Annotated in this window: 20 protein-coding genes and 1 pseudogene; 9 read left to right on the top strand and 12 right to left on the bottom strand. The window is 35.9% G+C overall.

Annotated features, from left to right (window positions below; translation table 11 throughout):
* Positions 1 to 7: 7 nt before the first annotated feature.
* From G6R08_RS20550 to G6R08_RS20535, 4 genes are all read right to left on the bottom strand, one after another.
* Complete coding sequence (locus tag G6R08_RS20550) at positions 8 to 307, bottom strand: rhodanese-like domain-containing protein (RefSeq protein WP_079529967.1); 300 nt, start codon at positions 305 to 307, stop codon at positions 8 to 10.
* An 80-nt stretch (positions 308 to 387) separates the two neighbouring features.
* Positions 388 to 867 carry a DsrE/DsrF/DrsH-like family protein gene (locus tag G6R08_RS20545; RefSeq protein ID WP_079529966.1) on the bottom strand — a complete coding sequence of 160 codons (480 nt, stop codon included), beginning with the start codon at positions 865 to 867 and terminating at the stop codon, positions 388 to 390.
* A gap of 87 nt (positions 868 to 954) precedes the next feature.
* Positions 955 to 1,215: a metal-sensitive transcriptional regulator gene (locus tag G6R08_RS20540; protein WP_079529965.1), complete on the bottom strand. Its 261-nt coding sequence runs from the start codon at positions 1,213 to 1,215 to the stop codon at positions 955 to 957.
* A 215-nt stretch (positions 1,216 to 1,430) separates the two neighbouring features.
* The gene (locus G6R08_RS20535) at positions 1,431 to 2,276 is read right to left on the bottom strand and encodes a YetF domain-containing protein (protein ID WP_079529964.1); all 846 of its coding nucleotides are present in this window, start codon (positions 2,274 to 2,276) and stop codon (positions 1,431 to 1,433) included.
* A gap of 95 nt (positions 2,277 to 2,371) precedes the next feature.
* Between G6R08_RS20535 and G6R08_RS20530 the strand changes: the two genes are divergently transcribed.
* Complete coding sequence (locus G6R08_RS20530; RefSeq protein WP_079529963.1) at positions 2,372 to 2,707, top strand: DUF4363 family protein; 336 nt, start codon at positions 2,372 to 2,374, stop codon at positions 2,705 to 2,707.
* Between the two features lie 338 nt (positions 2,708 to 3,045).
* Here the strand turns inward: G6R08_RS20530 and G6R08_RS20525 are convergent, their stop codons facing one another.
* Both G6R08_RS20525 and G6R08_RS20520 read right to left on the bottom strand, forming a co-directional pair.
* The gene (locus G6R08_RS20525) at positions 3,046 to 3,627 is read right to left on the bottom strand and encodes a cupin domain-containing protein (protein ID WP_420810412.1); all 582 of its coding nucleotides are present in this window, start codon (positions 3,625 to 3,627) and stop codon (positions 3,046 to 3,048) included.
* A 753-nt stretch (positions 3,628 to 4,380) separates the two neighbouring features.
* Complete coding sequence (locus G6R08_RS20520) at positions 4,381 to 5,082, bottom strand: hypothetical protein (protein WP_163530760.1); 702 nt, start codon at positions 5,080 to 5,082, stop codon at positions 4,381 to 4,383.
* A 246-nt stretch (positions 5,083 to 5,328) separates the two neighbouring features.
* Here G6R08_RS20520 and G6R08_RS20515 point away from each other — a divergent pair, with 246 nt between their 5' ends.
* From G6R08_RS20515 to G6R08_RS20480, 8 genes are all read left to right on the top strand, one after another.
* On the top strand, positions 5,329 to 6,267 hold the full coding sequence (locus G6R08_RS20515) for a COG2958 family protein (RefSeq protein WP_163530758.1): 939 nt from the start codon (positions 5,329 to 5,331) through the stop codon (positions 6,265 to 6,267).
* Between the two features lie 21 nt (positions 6,268 to 6,288).
* Entirely contained in the window at positions 6,289 to 7,554 is a 1,266-nt protein-coding gene (locus tag G6R08_RS20510) for a DUF3427 domain-containing protein (RefSeq protein ID WP_240339788.1), read from the top strand.
* Positions 7,555 to 7,557: 3 nt separating this feature from the next.
* Positions 7,558 to 8,043, top strand: a complete 486-nt coding sequence (locus G6R08_RS20505; protein WP_163530757.1) for a hypothetical protein — start codon at positions 7,558 to 7,560, stop codon at positions 8,041 to 8,043.
* Positions 8,044 to 8,144: 101 nt separating this feature from the next.
* Positions 8,145 to 9,248: an IS4 family transposase gene (locus G6R08_RS20500; RefSeq protein WP_163528707.1), complete on the top strand. Its 1,104-nt coding sequence runs from the start codon at positions 8,145 to 8,147 to the stop codon at positions 9,246 to 9,248.
* A 259-nt stretch (positions 9,249 to 9,507) separates the two neighbouring features.
* Complete coding sequence (locus G6R08_RS20495) at positions 9,508 to 10,515, top strand: hypothetical protein (protein WP_163530755.1); 1,008 nt, start codon at positions 9,508 to 9,510, stop codon at positions 10,513 to 10,515.
* Between the two features lie 95 nt (positions 10,516 to 10,610).
* Positions 10,611 to 12,155, top strand: coding sequence for an IS21 family transposase (gene istA, locus G6R08_RS20490; RefSeq protein WP_163531415.1), 1,545 nt, complete (start codon positions 10,611 to 10,613; stop codon positions 12,153 to 12,155).
* Positions 12,155 to 12,907, top strand: a complete 753-nt coding sequence (istB, locus tag G6R08_RS20485) for an IS21-like element helper ATPase IstB (protein ID WP_079526737.1) — start codon at positions 12,155 to 12,157, stop codon at positions 12,905 to 12,907. The genes istA and istB overlap by 1 nt, the downstream gene beginning before the upstream one ends.
* 240 nt (positions 12,908 to 13,147) lie before the next feature.
* Complete coding sequence (locus G6R08_RS20480; protein WP_163530753.1) at positions 13,148 to 13,894, top strand: DUF4145 domain-containing protein; 747 nt, start codon at positions 13,148 to 13,150, stop codon at positions 13,892 to 13,894.
* A 344-nt stretch (positions 13,895 to 14,238) separates the two neighbouring features.
* On the opposite strand, the gene G6R08_RS22550 is transcribed toward G6R08_RS20480, so the two are convergent.
* The 6 genes and pseudogenes from G6R08_RS22550 to G6R08_RS20450 all read right to left on the bottom strand — a co-directional run bounded on the left by G6R08_RS22550 (position 14,239) and on the right by G6R08_RS20450 (position 21,574).
* Entirely contained in the window at positions 14,239 to 14,505 is a 267-nt protein-coding gene (locus G6R08_RS22550) for a tyrosine-type recombinase/integrase (RefSeq protein WP_163530752.1), read from the bottom strand.
* Entirely contained in the window at positions 14,459 to 14,749 is a 291-nt protein-coding gene (locus tag G6R08_RS20470) for a tyrosine-type recombinase/integrase (RefSeq protein ID WP_163526120.1), read from the bottom strand. Before G6R08_RS20470 ends, G6R08_RS22550 begins: the two co-directional genes overlap by 47 nt.
* A gap of 469 nt (positions 14,750 to 15,218) precedes the next feature.
* Complete coding sequence (locus G6R08_RS20465) at positions 15,219 to 16,361, bottom strand: DUF3578 domain-containing protein (protein ID WP_163530749.1); 1,143 nt, start codon at positions 16,359 to 16,361, stop codon at positions 15,219 to 15,221.
* A gap of 645 nt (positions 16,362 to 17,006) precedes the next feature.
* Positions 17,007 to 17,597: a hypothetical protein gene (locus G6R08_RS20460; protein ID WP_163530747.1), complete on the bottom strand. Its 591-nt coding sequence runs from the start codon at positions 17,595 to 17,597 to the stop codon at positions 17,007 to 17,009.
* 79 nt (positions 17,598 to 17,676) lie between these two features.
* Positions 17,677 to 18,402, bottom strand: a pseudogene (locus tag G6R08_RS20455) (restriction endonuclease); the annotation flags it as partial.
* Positions 18,401 to 21,574: a DEAD/DEAH box helicase gene (locus tag G6R08_RS20450; RefSeq protein ID WP_163530745.1), complete on the bottom strand. Its 3,174-nt coding sequence runs from the start codon at positions 21,572 to 21,574 to the stop codon at positions 18,401 to 18,403. The pseudogene G6R08_RS20455 and the gene G6R08_RS20450, both read right to left, overlap by 2 nt.
* Positions 21,575 to 21,597 lie beyond the last annotated feature (23 nt).

Here is a 21,597-nt window from a genome sequence, read left to right as displayed (position 1 = left end):
TACCTCCTTATTTCTCTATTTCTCCCGACCAATCAAGCATACCGCCAGCCATATTGGTTACATCATAGCCTTGCTTACTTAAAAAACCGCATGCTTTGCCACTGCGACCACCGGAACGGCAAACGATATAATGATGCTGTTCTTTATCGATTTCATCCATTCGATCCTGCACTTGCCCTAGCGGTATATGCTGGGCATCAGGAATTTTCCCTTGTGCTACCTCTTTATTTTCTCGCACATCAATAATGTTTACCTTTTCTCCATCTCTTATTTTCTTCTCTAGCTCTTTTGCTGTAATTTCCTTCATAACTTTCCCTCCTAGTTACAATTAATTCTATAACCTACCATTATACTTATACGTGTTCAGGTATAATAACTCCAAAAAAATTATATAAATAAATTAACATTGCCCTCTTCTGCATCTCCAATATACGCAGCAACCCCCGCGTATTCAATTCCGTCAAGGAGCTCCTCTTTTTGAAGGCCAAGTAAATCCATGGTCATCGTACAACCAATCAATTTCACATCTTGCTCTTGTGCCATTTCTACTAATTGAGGTAGAGGCATGGCATTGTGTTTCTTGATGACATTTTTGATCATCTTTTGCCCCATGCCTAAATAATTCATTTTAGAAAGCCCCATTTTATCGGCACCTCTAGGCATCATCTTCCCAAACATCTTCTTCATAAACCCTTTCTTCATTGACACTTTATTATCTTTGCGCAGGGCATTTAACCCCCAGAACGTGTGGAAAATTGTTACTTCGTGGTCATAGGCTGCAGCTCCATTTGCAATAATATACGCCGCCATCGCCTTATCATAATCACCACTAAACAAAACGATGGTCGTTTTCTTTTGATCTGACATGTTTAGCTCCCCTTTCATACTTATACATCTATGGGTATGGTAACAGATGAAAATTAAAAAGCAAATCTAATTGCTTCTTAACTTTTCTTATCTGCTTTTGACTAATAATTCGATGGCTTCCTGAACTACTTTCGTGGTATCCTCTCCCTTGTCCGCCTGTTCTTGAATGCATCGTTGCAAATTTTCAGCAACGATTGTGGCGATCGTGCGGTCAACGGCCGATCTTACTGCAGACAGCTGACTGATGACATCTTTGCATTCTTTTTCTTCCTCCATCATTTTGTGCACGCCACGGACCTGTCCTTCTGCCCGCTTTAATCGTAATTTTAAATCCTGTGAAAACTCCATATTATATATCCCCCTTTACATTGCTTTATATACTATACTCCGTAGTGTATTATATCATTTACAAATTGTCTAGATTTATGCTTCCAATAATCAAGAAAAAGAGAGTAAAGCCTCTTCGTTTTACCCCTTTTCCTTTGAGTAGATACTATTCTTAAAATAGTTCAGTCAAATATGAATTATCTTCCTTCTTCTCACAAATGTTGCAGATCACGCTATCATTTTATATAAGGTATCACGTTCCGAATCGCTTTCTGAAGGTATATAACTTGCACCCTAGCTTCAGAGTCTGTCTGTTTTGAATAACTTTCAAGGTCTGCCTGCACCTTTTCAAGTGTATCGACCAATAAAGAACTTTTTGGAATCAAAGGCGACTTAGCTTTTCCATCATAAAGGTCTACGTAAACATTTCCTTTTGAGTCCAGCTGTGCCAGGAAAACATCTTCAATGTCCTGAACACCTTGCTTTTTTATCTCATCTTGAAGCCACCCTTTTGAATAACCTAATGCCAATAACCCCTTCTCCAACAGTTTTCCATCCATAATGACAACGGTTGGACCATGCTCCTCTTCTACTTTCATACCTAAGGTGCTTGGCGTCACAGACTGTTGATCTGCTTTCTGCATAACACTTAGTTGGCCGTTTGTTTCCAATACAGCCATTTCAACATCCGACAATTTGAAAATGTTTTTCTCTCTCAATAAAAGCATAAGCTCATCTATCGCCATTTGATTCTTTTTAAGATTTTTCTCGTTCACTTCCCCATTTTCGATTATAATAGAAGGTTTTCCATCCGTCAGCTGCAGAATTGTTTTGGATTTTAGACCTGCAAAAGCCAATATTAAGGGAAAAAGCCCCCATATAATCAATGCCATGAGCCCGTTCGAGATTTTTATATTTTGATCAACGGACATACTGGCAGCAATAGACCCTATTGTAATCCCTACACAGTAATCAAAAAAAGTGACTTGAGACAATTGTTTCTTCCCCATAATTCTGGCCATGAACAAAAGCAAGATAAAAGCAACAATAGAACGAATTAAGGTTAATAAAAATTCTGGCATTCAAAATCCCTCCAATTAACAAATGAACATTGATCTGAAACTATTCTTTATTATTGGACAACATAGGACTATACATTCAAAAGGGGGAATTAACTATGTTAAAAAAAGGAATCCTTCTATTCTTACTGGTAATCGTAACAGGATGTACAAATCGGATAGGAGGGGATATATTTTTTAATCAAATCGATGAGCTTCAAAATTCTTTAAATCATTCCGAGTGGGAACAATTAACAAATGGGACTACAGAATTAAAAAGTTTATATGAAGGGAAAAAATGGACATTGCAATTATTGGGAGATGAGGAAGAGTATGAAGGGTTGTATGAGAGTATAAATCAACTTTCCGCCGCTATCAAAGAAAAGGATAAAACGCAGACACGTGTTTCTTTAGCCTCCGTTAGAACATTATTACAAAACATATATACCATGTAACTCCTAAATTCCTTGTTAAATCTTGATTTACAGAAGGAAGGAGATGATTCATGTAGGTGAGGCAAATAAATGATGGCTCTCCTACTTTCTACTCAAAGCGAACCTATCTAAAGAAGCAGCCGATTTTTGGTTATATTGCTCGTTTAGAACCATAAACAGCTTTAAAGAAACTTATCATGATTTTATATGCAAATTGAGACTCTACATTTGTAAGTATTGCTCTGCGAAGTTCTATTGATATCAAGTTTCGGTTTAATTATGGCGCTTTTCGTACCCTAAAGAGCACAAACCCACTCAGGAATTGTGCTCTTTTGTAGTATAAATCTATTTTTTGATAATTAACCATAACTATCTTCGGCAGCTATTGCATCTGCTTTTGTTTGATGGACGGTACCAAATGGATGTTCAGGCGGTGCATAGATTGTGTAAAGCTTTAACGGCGTATTGCCTGTATTGGTTAGATTATGCCATGTACCAGCAGGCACCATAATAGCAGCGTCCTCACCGACATGCCTTATGAAGTTCAAATTATCTTCGCTATTGCCCATTTGAACAAATCCTTGGCCTTTTTCAATACGTAAAAATTGATCCACGTCAGGGTGAACCTCCAAGCCTATATCTTCTCCAACGTTAATACTCATTAATGTTACTTGCAAATGGTTTCCCGTCCATATAGTAGTTCGAAATGTATTGTTTTGCTGAGTAACTTGGTTAATATTCACTACAAAGGGCTCTTTCCCATAATCTGTAAATTTAGCACCGGTATAAACCTGCGTGTTTGGATATCGCCAACATTGATTTTCATAACCTGGTCTATTTGCCATGTACCAATCATCAGGACCCATCATACTTCTACAATTACACATTGGTACATCAGCATAGGCGTTCGGGTAAGGATACATATAAGAAAAGTTATTCACACAACATTCCTCCATGGGCAAATGATTATAAACCATCATATGCCCATACACTTGGAATGTTAACGCTACCTCTCCGACAGATAGTAACTGACTTGTAGAAGATACCTCCCCCGGCTCATATTTAAGGATAAAAGAATCTCTCAAAAGTTTATGAACTCTTGAGAGGCCTGTAGATCTAGTTAACAATTTTTAAACCAGCCAAAATCCAGTCAAATTGTTATCAAACCCTATGATGAAAGGGTTTTGGGGGCTATCACATCATGCCGCCCATAGCTTCCCTAAAATAAATAATGAAAAATAAAGTCCAAATCAAATGTGATTATTAGTTAGGAAAAGCATGTCTCCCTTATCATGATTAAAACGCTTTAATCAAAAGTGAGAAAAAGTATGCCAATGAGTATGTCATTCCGCCATTTCTTCTGTAATAATTATTATCGATATCTATTGCACAACAACCTCAAAGCCATAGAACCATTATGGCTACGAGGCTTTGAGGTTTATCTATTAAAAGGAGCATAACACGATCGAACCGCTGACCTCTACACTGCCAGCAGTGTAATAAGGTTTATAAGAAGGTTTACACCAGGTGTCCGGATATGTAGACTAACACTTTATTTTAGGGTAAATAGTAGGTAAACCACCATTTACAATATATTTCCTGTCTTATTGTTAAGTTATCGTCCTAGAACGTCAAGTAGTCAACCGAATAGGTTAATTAATAGTAATTCCGAGTTACAAGTACATTGATTTCACTTATTTGTTTCCCCCGTCGATTAAATGTCTGATATGCTCTTGAATCTCAGTTTGAAGTGAATCAATTTGCTTTTGCAACATGTCAATTTCAGAATCATTTTTTATATAAAAGTAAGCCATTTCTTGTGATAAATCTCTAAATTTGTTTTCAAAGTTTTGGCGTTCTAATTGTAGGCTATATTTCCCTGTATACCTATCTGACAATTCCTTTTCAATAGTAAGTAAATTTTTTTCAATAATTGATAAAAATAGTTCTAATTGTTCCTTTCTAAATTGCCTATCAACTGCTTTATTTACCTTTTCGAGTAATTCTAATTTCTCTTCTAATTGAGTAGATTTTATTAGTTCTTCAAGTTCAACTATTTTATGTTCAACTTTTTCATTATATTGTTCTAATTCTTCTAGTTTTTCTGTAACCTCATTTTGTTTTTTACTGAGTTCGTCTTTTTGTTTTTTAGCTTCATTAATATGCGCATGAGCGTTTTCATGAAGTAACCTGGCATTATCCATAGCTTCCTTTGCTTTTTTGGATTGTCTTTGTATCACTATTATAACCCCTGTGCTTAAAATCCCTAAGAAAGCCATTAATACGCCAAATAAAGTTAAAGTGTTAGTAATACTGTTTTGTAAAAAATCAATTTGTGATTGTAAGTTGGATACTTTCCCTTCGTTTATCATTCTTTCTATTTCTTCTCTTCTCATATGTAGACCTCCCCCTTAGCAATATTCGGCAATAGTCGCCATTTCCCTTCTTTATATGTTGAAATTAGGCGGACTACCGCCCGTAAATACATAATTCATTTTATTGTATGGCTTCTCTCTGAATAGAAAAAAGCAGGAAACCTAATGAGTACTGCTTTAAAATCTAGCTAATTATAAAAGGGATCTGTATATCAAAATATAATTTATGGTACTATGGTAACAAATGTAAGTTAAGGAGAATTCCGTATGAAACAGCTAACTTTTGGAGAATTAGCTATTAAAATATTAAATGAAACACGTGAACCAATGACAGTGGAAGAAATATGGGAGTATGCTCTTACTACTGGATATGCTGATAAAGTTGGAACGAAAGGTAAAACTCCTTGGAGAACTATGGGAGCAAAGATATATGTTGATATAAAAGACAATCCTTCTTCACCTTTTATTAAGATTGATACTAAACCTAAAAAATTCTTTTTACGTGATTTACAAAATAGACAACCTGAAAAACTAGAAACAGTAAAAGAAAATGTAGTTAATAAAGTAAAGAGAGAAGTACATAAAGCCCCCACCTTTAAAGAGCGTGATTTACATCCATTATTGTCATATGTAGCTTATACGTATTTGTACGTTTATACAAAGACCATTTATCATGAAAAATCATCAAAACGTTCTTACAATCAATGGTTACATCCTGACATAGTAGGTATAAACTTTCCTATTGGAGAATGGCAGCCTGAAGTATTGGATTTTGGATTAACTTTAGGAGGGCAGTTAGCAAAACTCTATTCCTTCGAGTTAAAGAAAGAACTAAATTTCAACAATATTAGAGAAGCATTTTTCCAGTCTGTATCAAATTCCTCTTGGGCTAATGAAGGGTTTTTAGTTACAGCCAAAATTTTAAGTGATGAAGAATTTATGAATGAACTAAAAAGGTTAACATCAGCTTTCGGAATAGGAATAATCAAACTAAATATTAGTGACCCTGACGCTTCTGAAATATTGTTTCCAGCTAAAGAAAAAGCTGATATTGACTGGGAAACAGTAAACAAATTGAGTAAAGAGAACCCTGATTTTAGTAGATTCATTAGAAGAATAAGAAATGACCTAAACAGTCAAGAAATAATTAAGGAACACTATGACAAGATTTACACTAGCGAATATTTAATAGATAAATTTAAATAATACTTCTGGAGGAATAATTCTGTGGCTATTAAAAAACTTAAACCAACAGGTTATTGGACATTCTTTTGTAACCCGGAGAAATGGGCTATTGATGACTTCTTAGAATCAGAAGAGATATACGACTATTTCGCAATTAGAAAAAGTGATAAGGAAAGTTTTAAAATAGGTGATTTAGCTATTATTAGAGTTGGAAAAGATAGGAGAACTTTAGAACAACTCAATGGTAAGGAAAGGTTAAAACCTGGAGTTTATGCTATCGTGCAAATCATTGGTGAACCTAGATTTATGTCTAATGAGAGTTTGAGCTTTTGGGCTGATAGAGATGAAGCAGAAAAGGCAAGGTTTAGAGTGCCTATCAAGTACCTCCATAACCTATTGGATAACCCGATACTTCTAGAGAACCTGGAAGAATTAGATATTGATTTTGACCCTTATCTAGTTGATGGATTTCAGGGTTCATCTATACCACTTAAAGCAACTACCTTCAATCAGATACTAAGCAAAGTTCAATCTGATTACACTCCCTTCGTTGTAGGTGAAGAATATTCAAGAAATGATATTTACCGTATCATAGAAGTTCCTACAAAGAGTCAAAAGGGGATATGGAACACTGGTTATACTCAATACAATGGTGATATTTTTATTTTTGCTAATATTAATAGTGCAGGTCGAACGGGACATGATTATGATAATAAGTTTATAGGTGATGACCTTAATTGGTTCAGTAAAAACAATCATAGCTTGAATACTCCATCTATCAAATCAATGCTTAATCCTGAAGGAAATATTTATATTTTCACACGTGAAGATAGTCAAAATCCATACTTTATTTATCAGGGTAATGCTAGCGTTAAAGATTATAGAGATACTCAACCAGTTTATATTCTTTGGGAATTTATAGACGAAAGTGAAAACCACCCTGAAAAAACTACAGAAGAAGTCACTGACCCGAAGAAGTATAAAGAAGGAACTACAAAACAAATCTCGGTAAATGTCTATGAAAGGAATCCAACTGCAAGAAGTAAATGTATTGATCACTATGGTTGTAGCTGTGTTATCTGCAGATTTAACTTTGAGGAAGCCTATGGTGAAATAGGTAAGGGCTTTATACATGTTCACCACCTAAAAGAATTACATGAGATTGGTGAAGAATATGAAGTTGACCCTATTGAAGATTTACGTCCTGTTTGTCCTAACTGCCATGCTATACTTCATAGAAGAAAACCTGCTTATTCAATTGAAGATTTACAAGCAAAATTTTCTAAAAATCTACAGGAGAGACATTAAATTATGAAATGGTTAATAGGTATCCTTGTTACAATACTGGTTCCTTTTGCGATTTTTTACTTAGGTGAGGATAACCCAGATGTTGTATATACTCTGTCAGATAATATCCCTATGAATACTTCTAGCAATAGTAACATTCAACAAATTGAAGTCAAAAATATAGGGGAAACTTCAGCAAAGGATATTCAAGTAAAAATCCAAGCAGACATAATAGACCCAAAAGTTATCAAAGATTCAGAATCAGATAAAATTAACACTTTTGAAGGAAATAATTATGAATTAGTTTATCCTGAGTTGCCGCCAGAGGGAAGTTTTAAACTGATATTTGAATCAAACCTTAATGGGTTAAATGAGAACGTTTTAACAATAAAAAGTAAAGACGGCTTAGCTAGGAATGGTTTGGAAGATAACAATAAATCCTCCTCGTTTTTTACTTTTCTCATTTATTATCTTATATATATTGCTCTGATTTTCACTAGTGTTGCATAAATAATATCTGAATGTTCAGAACTTATTCAGATCCATAAAAAAATCCTTTATAATGGTTGGCGCAGGGGTTCCTGTCCAAATCCAATATAAAGGACTCTCACATGGACAAGAATACCGTAAAAACGTCATTTGGTAAATACGTAAACGTAATGAATCTAGAAAATTTAGCTGTCCCTATCCAAGAGATGGACCGGTATACGAAAAAATATTCGTTTGAATCCTATCTCCATTTCATGATTTACGCTCATTTAAACGAAATAGACAGCCTTCGGGCGTTAGAAGATGCGCTGATTAATAAGAATCTTCAAGCTCAGCTGGGTTTTGAAACGCTTAGTGTCTCGCAGTTATCACGAAAGCATCGAGCCATCGATTCAGACATTCTGGCAGCGATTTTCGCTGAACTATCTATGAGAATCAAAGGGAAATCTGGTCCGACTAAATTCGGAAAGCCTCTCTATTTGATAGATTCCTCGACAATCACACTGAATAAGGACCAATTTCCCTGGGCATCTTTTCGAACCACAAAGTCTGGAGTAAAACTTCATTTGAGATTGGTTTTTATGGATGATAACCACCAGTTCCCTGATCAAGCGGTCATCACGCCAGCACTTGAGCACGATAACAATCAACTGGACATCTTAATGGATGAGAAAGATGTCATGTATGTGTTTGACCGCGGCTACATGGACTTTGAACGCTTCGATGAGCTTTGTCGGGAAGGGTATACATTCTTAACCCGAATCAAGAAAAACACTGTCGTGACAGAAGTTGAAGCGTGCCCAGTCGAAGACTCGCCTCGTATTAAATCGGACCGTGTCGTGCGGCTGGGATCTTTTCAAAATATGATGGATGCCGAGATGAGAGTCATCGAAGTTTGGGATACGAAGCATAATCTTCTTCGGCTTACGACCAATGATATGGAAACACCGGCTGAAACCTTAGCTGAAATGTATCGAAATCGTTGGCAGATTGAACTTTTCTTTCGATGGATCAAGCAACACGTCACAATCAAACGTTTTTTCAGCTTTGATGAGGAAGCCGCTCAAAACCAGATTTATATCGCATTGATTACGTTCTGTTTACTAGTTCTACATAGTCAGGAAACTCAATCGAAGTTAAGCCCATTAAAAGTCGCTAGAAGGTTGAAAGCCCTGATATGGCAGTCTTGTCAGGAATGGAAAGAAGCCCTCCGGAGTGTCCCCTGATACAGACGCGATGGCTGTTGTCTCAAGTTTAACTGTATAAAAATACCAAATGGATAGAATCGCCTGTTTAGGTGGATGTTCTCTTTTTTTACTTTAACAGCTAAATATGAGATTACTGAATTTTTGGACTATATTAATGCAACGCTAGTGTCTGATTTTATATTATTTTAGAGAAATTACCATTAATCATAAAATCAATAAGTTAATGCTATATGGTTCAGATAACATTGACCTTATTTATAAAAAGAAACCACTTTATATGAGTGTTAAGCAATGGGTTCAACTTCTAAAGAATTTTATTGCAAAGAAGTTCAAGGATGACTTGGAACTTTCATATGATTTAAAAGCTGAAAAGTTAAACTCTTTTTTTATAATAAAAAGTAAGAAACCTAACCATTTCAGTGAAGATAGCTGGCGAAAATTAACAGAAGACGCAATTAAAGTATTAAAAACTAAGATTCAATATTCTGCAGTGGAGACTTACGGACAAGAACAACAACTTACATTTTATAGTAGTATTTATGATAGTCTAGAGAACTTTCCTGATTCCCTAAGCTTAGAAATACACAAAAAGATAAGTAAAAGTTTTGTTGAATATAAAATGAATGAATATCATTTTATTCTTGATAGTATTAATAAATGTTTATCTGAGAAAAAACCTAGTTTTGTCATTGAAGGAGACTGGAAAAAATACACAAACCACCTAGGTGATTTGCAACATATGTATTTATTAATAGAAATGTACAAATCATTTAGTCAGCCTTTAGAAGTTTATAATAAGTATGAAGATATAATACACCAAAGAAGTGCTTCTTTATTTGAAAGCAAAGATTCTCTTTATAATATTGCTTACAATATTGAATATTATAAATTTATATCAAATATATTAACCTATTCGAAATTAAAAGCAAGCAATCTTCCAGTCAAACCCGAATGGATGAAGGAAAATCACTATAATACCTTAAAAGAAATCGTGGAAAGAATCACCTCAGTCGATGACAAACAAAAAGATGTTACGGAGCAAATAGATGTTATATCAGATGCTATTGTTTTTAACCGATTACCGGATGAAAAACCAAAACACATGAATGATTATCAGTGGGAAAAAATAAGCAATTTTGTTACTCAGTCAAAAGAAATAAAGGATTTAAAGGAAAGAATAGAACAAAGAGAAGAAGAAGTAAATGAGCTTGAAGAAAAGGTAATAAAGCAACAAGAAGATGTAAATGTTGTAAACGCTAGAATAAAGTTGACAGTTTTCGCTTGATAGGATTTTACACTTTTGCTCTATCAACCTAATACTTTAGTAAAATAGTTGGTGACGTTATTTTACTGGGGGTTAGGATTTTGGAGGAGAAATTAGTGTTGTATTTAAAAATTAAGGACCTATATAAACGGAAGTTTAAAGTAGCACAAATCGCTAAGGAGCTTAAGATCTCAAGACCAACTGTCTATAAATATTTAGAGATGACTTTTGATGAAGCAAAAGCTTATACAGAACTGCCTATTGGGAAGAAAAAGAAATTAGACAGCTACAAAGACTGGATCCTTGCCTGGTTAGAAGAATACCCTCACTTGAGTGCTGCACAAATACATGATTGGCTTCTAGAGAGATACCCGAACCTGGCGGTCGGTGGAAGTACGGTGAGATCATATGTTAAAGATATCAGGGAATTCTACCAGATTGAGAAGAAGGTAACGGTTCGCCAATACGAAGCAATACCTGAACAACCAATGGGGAAACAACTTCAGGTAGACTGGGGTGAAACAAAACAGAAGACAACGGAGAGCAAAGAGATCAAGTTGTATTTCATTGCGTTTGTCCTCGCTCACTCCAGACAGAAGTATATGGAATGGCAAACAAGGCCATTTACCACGAGGGATGCGATCCGATGTCATGAAAATGCATTTCAATTCTATGGAGGATGTCCAGAAGAAATCGTATACGATCAGGATCACTTAATTACAGTGAGTGAAAATGCAGGACAGCTTCTTTTAACAGCTGAGTTTCAAAGTTATGGGAATGAACGTAAGTTTAAGGTTCATTTGTGCAGAAGAGCTGATCCGGAGTCTAAAGGTATGATTGAAAATGTAGTGAAGTACATAAAAGGTAATTTCGCAGACAGTCGAGTGTTCAGTGATATAGAGGATTGGAATCAGCGGGGGCTACAATGGCTAATGCGTACCGGAAATTATCAAGTTCATCAGACAACAAAAAAAAGACCAGCTGAAGTGTTTCTCGTCGAAAAGCAACACTTAAAGCCAGTCTCTTCCCTACTTTCATATGAAAGTACCAATAATCAAAGTATAACAAGAAGTGTAAGCAAGGACAATACAATCCGGTATAAGTCCAATCGATATTCCGTCCCTCTCGGGACTTATCAAACAAACGCTGATAACCATGTTTTGATTGAAGTTACAGGTGAAGAACCACCGACGCTCGTGATTCGAAAAGAAGCAGAAAGTGAAATCATTGCGGAACACGTTATCAGCTTAGAAAAAGGGAAACTCATTCAAAATCGCAATCATATCCGTGATCGATCCAAAGGTGTTGAAGAGTTTAAACGACGTTTGATCTCCTTTTTTGAAAATAAAACACAGGCATCTGGTTACTTTGATGAGATCAGCCAAAGATACCCAAGGTATCGTCGAGACCAGTTTGCGATCATTCATCAGGTCATCAAACAGTATCCAACGGTAATCGAGACCGTATTGACCAAGTGTATGAGAGAAAAGCTGTTTAGTGCAAATGACTTTCGTGATATGGCCAAGCACATTAATAGATTGCCTCATGAGCCGGTAAAAGAGGCAAAATCCTTTTATACCTATCCCGCAAAATATAGTCACATTAAGACCTCTACCCGTTCTATAAATGCTTATACCAGCATATTAGGAGGTCTATCATGATGAAGAAGACCGTGAATGAATTACAAGATCAATTTCGTCAGTTACGTCTATCAGAAACTGCGGAGGAGCTTCCACAGCTTCTTCGCGAAGCTGAAAAATCTTCATGGACCTACTTAGAATTCTTAGAATCTATTACGCGATATGAACTAGCAAAACGGGAAGCCAAAAGCTTTGAAAAAAGAATGAAATGGGCACGATTCCCTTTCGTGAAGTCATTAGATGAGTTTGAACTGAATGGTCAAAACGTGCTGACTGCCCGCCAGCTAACACAACTCAGAGAATTAAGCTGGCTGGAACAGCAGTATAACCTAATTATTCTTGGGCCACCTGGCATTGGGAAAACGTACATCGCAATTGGACTGGGTCTCGAAGCTGTTTCCAGAGGATTCAACGTTTACTTCGCTACAATGGGTGAGCTTGTACAGCTCTTAAAGACGGAAGAATATCTGAACAAATCAAAGGTACAACTGAAACGAATGAGAAACGCTGACCTTGTGATTATTGATGATTTGATGTACATGGCGATGGATCAGCGAGAGGCAAATCTGTTTTTCCATTTGATTAACCATTTATACGAACGAAGTTCGATCATCTTAACCTCAAATAAAAGTCCAGAGGAATGGGGGAATCTGATTGGTGATCAGGGGATTACGACAGCGATTTTAGATCGTTTACTCCATCGTGTGGAAGTTATACAGGGCGGAGAGAATGAGGAAAGTTATCGTATGAAAAACAGAAAAAGCATCTTTTAAGCAGAAGTGTAAAAGGGAAACGAGCAAAAAGTGTAAAATTCAACTTGACGTCTACAAATGTGTTAAAAGAGAAAATAGAACGTCAGTTAAATATTATAAACGATATGTTTAGTGACCCTGATTCAATATATCGAATAGAAACTTATAATAATCCTTTTGCTAGAGGAAACTTCGAGAACTTGAAATCTTTAGCTGAACAACTAAACAAATGATAATAAAATAAATTAGGAGTATGGTTATATGAATAAGATAAATTGTAAATTTCGAAAAAAAGTATATTGTCGAAAATGTAAATTGGAAACACATCACGATATTATCCTTATTCATTCAATAGGAGAAGAGTTACATGATGTAGGCTTTAGCTGGCAAGAAGATTATATGATTGGTCAATGTAGAGGTTGTGATACTAATAATTTCATAAAAGAATATGACGATTCAAACATGCATTATTATATACCCTCCTCTAATGAATATATACCTTTAGATGATATTGAGGTCTACCCTCCTGAACCATTAAAAGAAAAAGAGAAATATAATATGGTTAATTTCAAGCATTTACCTGAGTTATTAGATACTTTATATAATCAAGTAGTAGCTAACTTTGAGCTTAATTATTATTTACTATCAGCTGCTGGATTAAGAATGATTATTGAAGGAATTTGCAATGACCTTTCAATTAATGATGGCTATGTTTTAGATGAGAAGGGGATTAAAATAATTAAGAAGGATGGAACTGAAGTTAGAAGTGACAACCTTAATGGCAAGATAAACGGTCTCGAAGAGAGCGGCATACTCACAGAAGATCAAACTAAGATTTTACATTTAATTAGAAAGTTTGGAAATCAAACAGTCCACGATTTAATAAATCCAACTCGTAAGATAATGCTTGATGGTATAGAAATAATTGAACAAACTCTTAAGAATATATATGAATTTAAGAAGTACAGTTCTTTGGAAAAACACTTCAAAAAACAAAATAAATCTTAAATACGAAATTCACTTTGATAATACAGAAAAACTCCCCGTCTAGGACAAAAAAGCGAGTCCTGGATGGGAAGAATTTCTGGAAGGTATCAGATAATAAAATTGTGTGTGTGACTCCTAGGATTTCAAATATTGTGTAAAAATTGATAAAGGTAAACCTTTTTTGCTTTACAGACTAATCTTGAACCACGGGTATTATCAAATCCAGCTTGTGGTTTCAACTGCTCCCTGAAGGTATTCTTGTCCTGGTCTGGTGTACTGAATCGTTTGTTGAATGTTTGGTTCTCCAGAATTGGTCATATGCCCCATGATGATAGCAACCTTATCAATGCTCACTCCATTGTTTACTAACTCATGACCGAAGTGTGTCTTAGTGAGTGTGCTGTCAGTTCAAGTCCTGTTAGTTTCTTATACTTTGAAATAATATGCTGTACTGCCCTGCAGTTCATTTGAGGGCTTCTTTGAGATTCAAATAGATAAGTTCCTTCAGGTTGATACTCTTCTATATACCTGGTGATTGACTTTCTTGCTGATCTACTTAAAGGAACTGTTCTCTGTCTGTCTAATTTACCGTTTTGAATGAATAGTGTTCCTTTTACGGTCTGACATTTCAATACCTTTTAACCGTAGGTCACATAGTTCCTGAACACGAAGACCAGTATGAAGCAATACTTCAATAATAGATAACTCTTTTGTATTGCCATGTTTCCTGACCATTCTGATTAGCTTATTTTGGTCTAATCGACTTAACCATTTAGGTGTTTTCTTTTGTTCAGTAACTAGTCCCTGTTGACTGAAAGGATTGTCCGGGACGACTCCCAGGTCTACAAGATAATCATAGAATGCCCTCACGTGCATTAGTGATTGATTCCGGTATTTCTAGTAAATGCTATAATTAAAAAGATCTCCTTTAAGTAGTTAGAATACAAACTTACATAATTCATGGAACATCCAATATGGAATGCCATCAATCGTTTAAGCTTAAAAATACTCATTAATAACATAATGTTGGGCAGGATTCTTAGTCAATTGCTTCTTTAGTTTTTTCTCATAGAAAATAATTTACCAATGCAGAATGATTAACTTAAACTTATATCCTTGCTGAAAGTCCTATAAATTTCTTCTCACTTAACTTTTCTTTTACTAACTCCTTTTGTTTCCTAATCTCTATATTCCAGTCTTTATTAGTAGGTAAATCAATTTTTGATAATTCTTTACTCATTAGTCGGTGATACTTATTAGCAAACTCCCTCCACTTAACTCTCTTTACCTCCCCCTGCAGAGTCATCGCAGTGATTGGGTAAAGTGAGCCAGGTCAATAACGTGATTAGCTATTAATTTGATAAGCTTCTTTTAATTCATCAAAGGAGATGTATATTCCCACTTGTTTTAAACCTTCCATTCTTTCTTGAAACAATTTCTTCAAAGCTATTTCCCGCTCTATATCTAATGCATGGTGCACTAAACGGTGAGCATAGGGTGATAGACAAACAATATTCTCAGCTCGATCTAGACTTACCTCGAAGTAACTTTGTAGGTGCATAGGGACCAAGTGATGTGCTTCCATAAAAGGTTGGCCAGTATGTTTAGAAGTAAAAGCCGGTATAGAAGGTGCAAGCTCACATTGGTAATGAGCTCGTCGTATGGCCTCAGCAGCAATGGCTGCGTTTCTTGGCCAACTGACCTCTCCACTTTGATTTACTACTGGCTCCGGTCTTGGTATAGGCATTCCAGTATCTTCCTGGCTAACTTTACCTTCATCTGCCACTAAATATTGTTGGATCTTTTCTTGATAAGTATCATCTTTCTTTCCTTCGACAAACTGCCCCTCTTCACTTAAAAGTAAAAAATCATTAAACTGATCAATGGACCTTTCCCCAATAAGTGCTTCCACTTCTCGATATACAACTATTAAATCATGCAGATCTTGAATGATTTCTTCTGAATTTGGTAAAGCCTCTCTTGGGTAAAAACGACCGACAATGTGTCCTCTCTCATACCCCCTACTTAAAGGACCCTCGCCTTTTAAATCAATTAGTGGTAAGTTCAATCGATCCGGCACCATATGTAAATTTCTACGAATAGTAGTTGCTACAGTTTTAATTTTTCTTCCACCCTGTTTATTTCCATACTTTTCTTTGAAATAAGTCCAACCTTGATTTAAACTTACATAAACACCGTTCATATCCTTTTGAAACAGATAAACAACGTCATATCCCTTGGTAGCCGTAGTAGTAATATGTTTTAAGAAGACGCCTATCCAAGGAACTTCTGCCCACTGTCCTTGTCCAACGGATCCAGTTACCAAATACTCTTCTGAACTTAGATTTGCAGCTTCCTTCAGTTTATTTGTCAATTGTTGTCGAACATGATATCCCATCGGATGTTCTTTTAATTGTTCTGTCTTTGCCGAGTGATATTCTTCTAATATGTATTTAAAAGCCTCATGTAAATCAACGTTAGAACTCACGTGATACCCACCTCAATTCTTATCACAGATCTTTTCTCTTCAACTGATCAAGTGTTTTTCCGTTTTATTTTTCCATTCGGTCACACATTAGCAGCTGTTCCTTATACGACAGCAGCTGTCTTACTTGGGGAAGTGAATTGATAATCTTCAATAAACTCAACCTAACTAAAATTTTTCGGGACTACAACCCCATCATTTATTAATGCTTCTCTTTTCATAATTAGGTAGTTATGAATACTCTTTGTAACCTCCGTTTGCATCGACTCCTTTATGTAAATCATTTCTCTGAATATAAATAGCTCTATCTTTTAGTATTATTGTAAAGGTTTTTTAAACAAAGATGAAAAAAATCATCCATATATGACCAAGAATATAAATATATAAAATAATAAAAGCTTGAACCGTAATGATTCAAGCATCAGTTTGGTAAAACGCCGCCCATTCACTAGTCTGCATAAATGCACAAAAATAAGCTCCATAAAAGCTGATACTTCTACCAATTTCTTATGAAAGCCAGTTTATCAATATAATAAATATTAATGATATATGAACTGAATCCAGTCAAAATCCAGTCGCGAAAAAAGCTAGGAGTAGATATTATTTAGTTTAAGGGTGAAGTTAAAAAAGTGAGACGACTATGGAAAATTATTGATGATCTCCTCTATAATGCCATGCTCGCTTCTTCATTCGTTGAGGTACATATTTATTGGAAGTTATTGGAACACTATTTCTATTGCGTTCATTTTTCAAATTTAATAGAGACATAATTTCATCTCTTCTTTTTTCTAAATGGGTTGTTTTCTGACTTAACATTTTATTCATTTCGATTTCTTTATGTAAGGCTTTTAGTTCCTTAAACATTTTTTGTCGTTCAGCCTTATATTTATATTGCTTATATGCCCGTCGAACGTTCGCTTTAGGTATATCCCCTTGTTTAGTTCTTACATCATGCTTATGAATTTTGTATAACCTCTGGGTTTCAATTATTAAATTAGGTATTTGACCTCTACCTTTAACAAATTCTTGCTTACTAATAGCCTTCCTAATACTTTTCTTGCTTAAATTATATTTCTTCTTGGCATCTGCCCTTTTCATAGTATGAAAGTCAGTTTCCTTCTTTGTAGCTTCTCTTACCTTCAAAAAACATAATTTATCCCCGAAGTGCCTTATATACACCCCATCTATATAATTTCCTTCTTTAAGCTTAATGTTATAAATAATTCGGCTAATAACCATCACCCTACATCTTAATACTCATTTTTTGATTACTAGTCATATGATATTAACTACTCAAACTTCTTTTCAATTAATAATCTTATTCTGGAAAATACATTTTCTGCAACGGTAATAAAGCCCTTATATCATTCGGCATTTGCTCATACCACTTCACAACTAGATTCACCAATTCCTCAAGATCTACTAATCTAACAGAATTATGTTTTGCGACCGCTTCAGCATGCGAAGTAAACCCTCCGGTAGAGACAAATAGACTATTCGCATCCATTGGGTTAGCGCCGAGGAGTTGCTGAATTTCGGGTGCGGATGCAGATGATTTTCAGTGTTTTACCTGCACTTTTATAATTGGCTTTTCAAATCCAAAGGCATCTTTAAATGCTAGTACATCCACTCCTCCATCAGGCCCTTTAGGGCTTACCTGAGAACTATAATCCATTGCTTGTAATAAACCACCTACTAACTCTTGCATTTGCCAGGGATCAAGCTTATCTACTTTATCTTGAACCATCACTAATGCTTTATTAACCAGGTCTTGTATGATTTCACTTTCTTCTTCCTCATCTTCATCTATATCCTCAGGTTCTAAGAAAGGCGATTCCACTAACCTTTCAATTTCTTCCCCCCATTCATCAACACGAAATACCGTTAATACTGAACCTAAACTGTTTTTAGCTGCTTGTGACAAAAGATCCCGTTCTACTGTAACTTCTTCCCAGTCAACTTTTATATGATTAGGATAATTTGAATCTCCAATAGACTTATCAAAATAATGCTCACCAGTAACTGTCCCTACCATGTACTCTCTAAAACATTAACCCTTGATCCAACTTATGCTCAATAATCCCATGTTGCATGACCTCATATACGTAAACTCGTTCTGCTATATCTCCATAATCCTCTAACACAAGCTGTTGTTTAAACTGATATAAATCGTCAGTCACTACAACCAACTTATTTTCGCCATCAACTTCTTCACTAATGAAATCTACGATTCCAAAAGCAGGTTGTACTTGAACATTCAATCTACCATTCTCCAATTCATACTTTTCAATTAAAGAGAGAAAGTCTTCAGGTAGGATACGGCCATTAGATACCCCATTGGACAAAACTTTAAATTGTGCTATCCGCTTTACTGGTTTAAGTTGGATGGATCGTTCTCGATCAATTTCATTCAACCGTTCTTTACCGCGGTCTTCTATTTCATCTATTTGGGCATAAGTCTGGTTGATTAATGCACTATTTTTTCTTTCTACATTTTCTCTTTGATATTTCTCCAGACGTTGCTGTAGTGTTTCAATCTGCTCTTCAAAAGACTTCCTTAAAAAGACTCTTTTTCTGTTAGCATAATCCTCTCGCTTACGTTGAATTGTTTTTAAAAGGTTCCTCGCATCCTTAATGACGTACCGCTTAATGTCCTGGTCTTCTTGAACGACCGTACCCTCCACCTCTAATGATTGGTGAAATAGGAAATAAGGAGAAACCTGGACAAAATCACCATTTTCGCGTTTCCCAGTCAACATTAACTGTTGTTCAAGCTCACGACCATTTCCATCCACAATTGTTACCTGATTCAACTCAATTATCAAATCCTCAGGTACGGCGGCTTGAACTACGTAAAACGGCAAAACAGCCTGCTGCATTTCTTTAGAGGTTAATTGCATTATTATGTTAAACACTGGACTATCATTTTGTAACATGGAAAGTTGAGTAGTTTCTGAGTTCGTAGTTAATGCAAAGCGAATAGATTCATCAAAATTGCACATTAACTTTCGTCCGCGGGCAAAGTCACGGATCCGTTTGGGAAAACGATCGATGCGAGCTGTAGACTTATCTCCCGAGACGCTTACCCGCGTCCTCGTATTTTCTAAACCTTGTAAAGCGAAGTGACCATAGAACCTCCGAGGAATGCTATGGATTGATACTTTATCAAAAGATCGTTTAGATCCTGGTAAATCAAAGTTTTCATTCAGACGCTCATTCTTAGCTAACTCTAGCAAACGTTCATGTTCTTCGGATAAGGTCTTTTCCATACGCTCAATTACATTATCGAGATTTTCCCTTCCTATAATGGATTGTTCCATAATAGAAGGTAAATCAGCCTGATGATCTTCTAATACTTCACCGATGAAATCATATACTAATTCCTGACCAAGGTCTTCTCTCATCTGTTCCATCTTAGTAAGAAGACGTGAAAGCACATCCCCTTCACGAGTATTAGTAGCTACTAAATTAAATACAAACACTTCATTCTTTTGACCGATACGGTGAATACGCCCCATTCGCTGTTCCAATCGATTCGGATTCCATGGTATGTCGTAGTTCACCATCTGATTACAGAACTGAAGGTTAATGGATTCTCCACCAGCATCCGTAGCAAGCATGATTTGCAAATCATTGCGAAACTTCTCCACCTCTTCTTGACGCCTGTCCATGGAAAAGCCACCAGCAATTTTAGCAATATCCGGTACATAAGCCTTCAATTTCTTTTCTAAATAATTCAATGTATCTTTTGATTCCGTGAAAATCAGTATTTTCTCACCTTGAGCAAGAAGTCCGTCTGCTCCAAATAACGTGCTTTCCAGTTCAAGAAATTTTCGCTCATTCTCCTGTTGCCTCACCACATTTGCTTTACGAATCAAATGATCAAGCATTTCTATTTCTACCTGAAGTTCGTCCATATCAAGCTCTTCAAATTCACCTTCTGCATATTGCTCCATCAATTCCTGATCTTCAAAGGAGCTTTCTTCATATTCCTCTGTATCTATTAATTGCTGCAACCTCTGTCCTGTCTCTAAAACATTTTGCAGTCGTTCTTTTCTACGTAATAAAGAAAGGTAGATTGCTTCCACAGAAGAGCTAAGTCTCCGTTGTAAAATCATCATAGCAAAAGCAACATTCGGTTTATCATTCTTTTTCGCACGGTTAAAGTAATGACGTACATAGTCTGTCACAGCGTCATAAAGCTCTACTTCTGCAGAGCTTAACTCGAAACCAAGTGTTTTTGTCGTTCGTTTCGGAAACAAGGGTGTTCCATCAAAATTAACCATCTTTTCTTTTAACCGACGGATTACGTATGGATTACTCTTTTCGAAAATGGAGTCACTCCGATTCAGTTGAGAAAAAATATCATGATCGATAAGGCTCATTAAGTGCCTGAAGTTTTCTTTGTCTCCTTTATGCGGAGTAGCTGTTAGAAGCATGCAATGTTCTGAATGACGTAACAAGTTCTCCCCAAGTTGAAACATTTTCGTGCGTTTCACTTTTCTTTTTTTCTGTCCTACTGTGTAAGCTGCCATTTTATGAGCCTCATCTACAATCACTAAATCAAAGTGAGAATTTAAGATCATATTTTTAATATCTTCTCTAGAAGCCCAATACATGGATGCAATCACTTGTTGGTGTATTTCAAAGGGATTGATTTCACCCGATGCTTTCAAGTAATCACGAGTGATAATTAAGAAATCTTCATCAAACTTTTCTTTTAACTCCGCCTGCCACTGTTTTAATACTAGTGGAGGAACTAGAATTAACGTTTTGCGGATCATATTACGTGCTTTCAATTCCCTGATCAGCATGCCGGACATAATCGTTTTACCTGCCCCTGGATCATCAGCCAATAGATAACGCACTTGAGGTGCCTGAAGCATTTTACTATAAACCGCTTCAATTTGGTGAGGCAGTGGTATCATATTCTTATTCCCGCGAGCCCGTGCTTGAGAGTATTCTTTTTCTGTTCGCAATACGTGATACTGTAAATAGTGTTGAAAGCGAATCTTCCATTGATCTGAAGTTTCGTTCTCAGAATAATGTTCCACTTGTTCTAATTGAAATTCTTCTAAATAATTTTCAAAGAATTGATTGGATTCACGACCGACGGCTTCTACCAAAAACAACTCATCATCAATGATTTCGATATGTTTAATTTGAACTGGCTCTGGCCAGAAAGATGCCCCGACTATTTCACCTTTCTTGAGCATAAAAACACCTCCAATTCCCTCTT

The sequence above is a fragment of the Halobacillus ihumii genome (genome assembly GCF_902726645.1).
Lineage (GTDB): Bacteria > Bacillota > Bacilli > Bacillales > Halobacillaceae > Halobacillus_A > Halobacillus_A ihumii.
Note: the sequence above shows the minus strand (reverse complement) of the source record. Positions and strands in the feature narration are given on the sequence as shown.

Coding starts and splice junctions, on each gene's coding strand:
- G6R08_RS20550 (WP_079529967.1), bottom strand. CDS start 307: ATGAAGGAAATTACAGCAAAAGAGCTAGAGAAGAAAATAAGAGATGGA.
- G6R08_RS20545 (WP_079529966.1), bottom strand. CDS start 867: ATGTCAGATCAAAAGAAAACGACCATCGTTTTGTTTAGTGGTGATTAT.
- G6R08_RS20540 (WP_079529965.1), bottom strand. CDS start 1,215: ATGGAGTTTTCACAGGATTTAAAATTACGATTAAAGCGGGCAGAAGGA.
- G6R08_RS20535 (WP_079529964.1), bottom strand. CDS start 2,276: ATGCCAGAATTTTTATTAACCTTAATTCGTTCTATTGTTGCTTTTATC.
- G6R08_RS20530 (WP_079529963.1), top strand. CDS start 2,372: ATGTTAAAAAAAGGAATCCTTCTATTCTTACTGGTAATCGTAACAGGA.
- G6R08_RS20520 (WP_163530760.1), bottom strand. CDS start 5,082: ATGAGAAGAGAAGAAATAGAAAGAATGATAAACGAAGGGAAAGTATCC.
- G6R08_RS20515 (WP_163530758.1), top strand. CDS start 5,329: ATGAAACAGCTAACTTTTGGAGAATTAGCTATTAAAATATTAAATGAA.
- G6R08_RS20505 (WP_163530757.1), top strand. CDS start 7,558: ATGAAATGGTTAATAGGTATCCTTGTTACAATACTGGTTCCTTTTGCG.
- G6R08_RS20500 (WP_163528707.1), top strand. CDS start 8,145: ATGGACAAGAATACCGTAAAAACGTCATTTGGTAAATACGTAAACGTA.
- G6R08_RS20495 (WP_163530755.1), top strand. CDS start 9,508: ATGAGTGTTAAGCAATGGGTTCAACTTCTAAAGAATTTTATTGCAAAG.
- istB (WP_079526737.1), top strand. CDS start 12,155: ATGAAGAAGACCGTGAATGAATTACAAGATCAATTTCGTCAGTTACGT.
- G6R08_RS20480 (WP_163530753.1), top strand. CDS start 13,148: ATGAATAAGATAAATTGTAAATTTCGAAAAAAAGTATATTGTCGAAAA.
- G6R08_RS20470 (WP_163526120.1), bottom strand. CDS start 14,749: ATGCACGTGAGGGCATTCTATGATTATCTTGTAGACCTGGGAGTCGTC.
- G6R08_RS20460 (WP_163530747.1), bottom strand. CDS start 17,597: ATGGTTATTAGCCGAATTATTTATAACATTAAGCTTAAAGAAGGAAAT.
- G6R08_RS20450 (WP_163530745.1), bottom strand. CDS start 21,574: ATGCTCAAGAAAGGTGAAATAGTCGGGGCATCTTTCTGGCCAGAGCCA.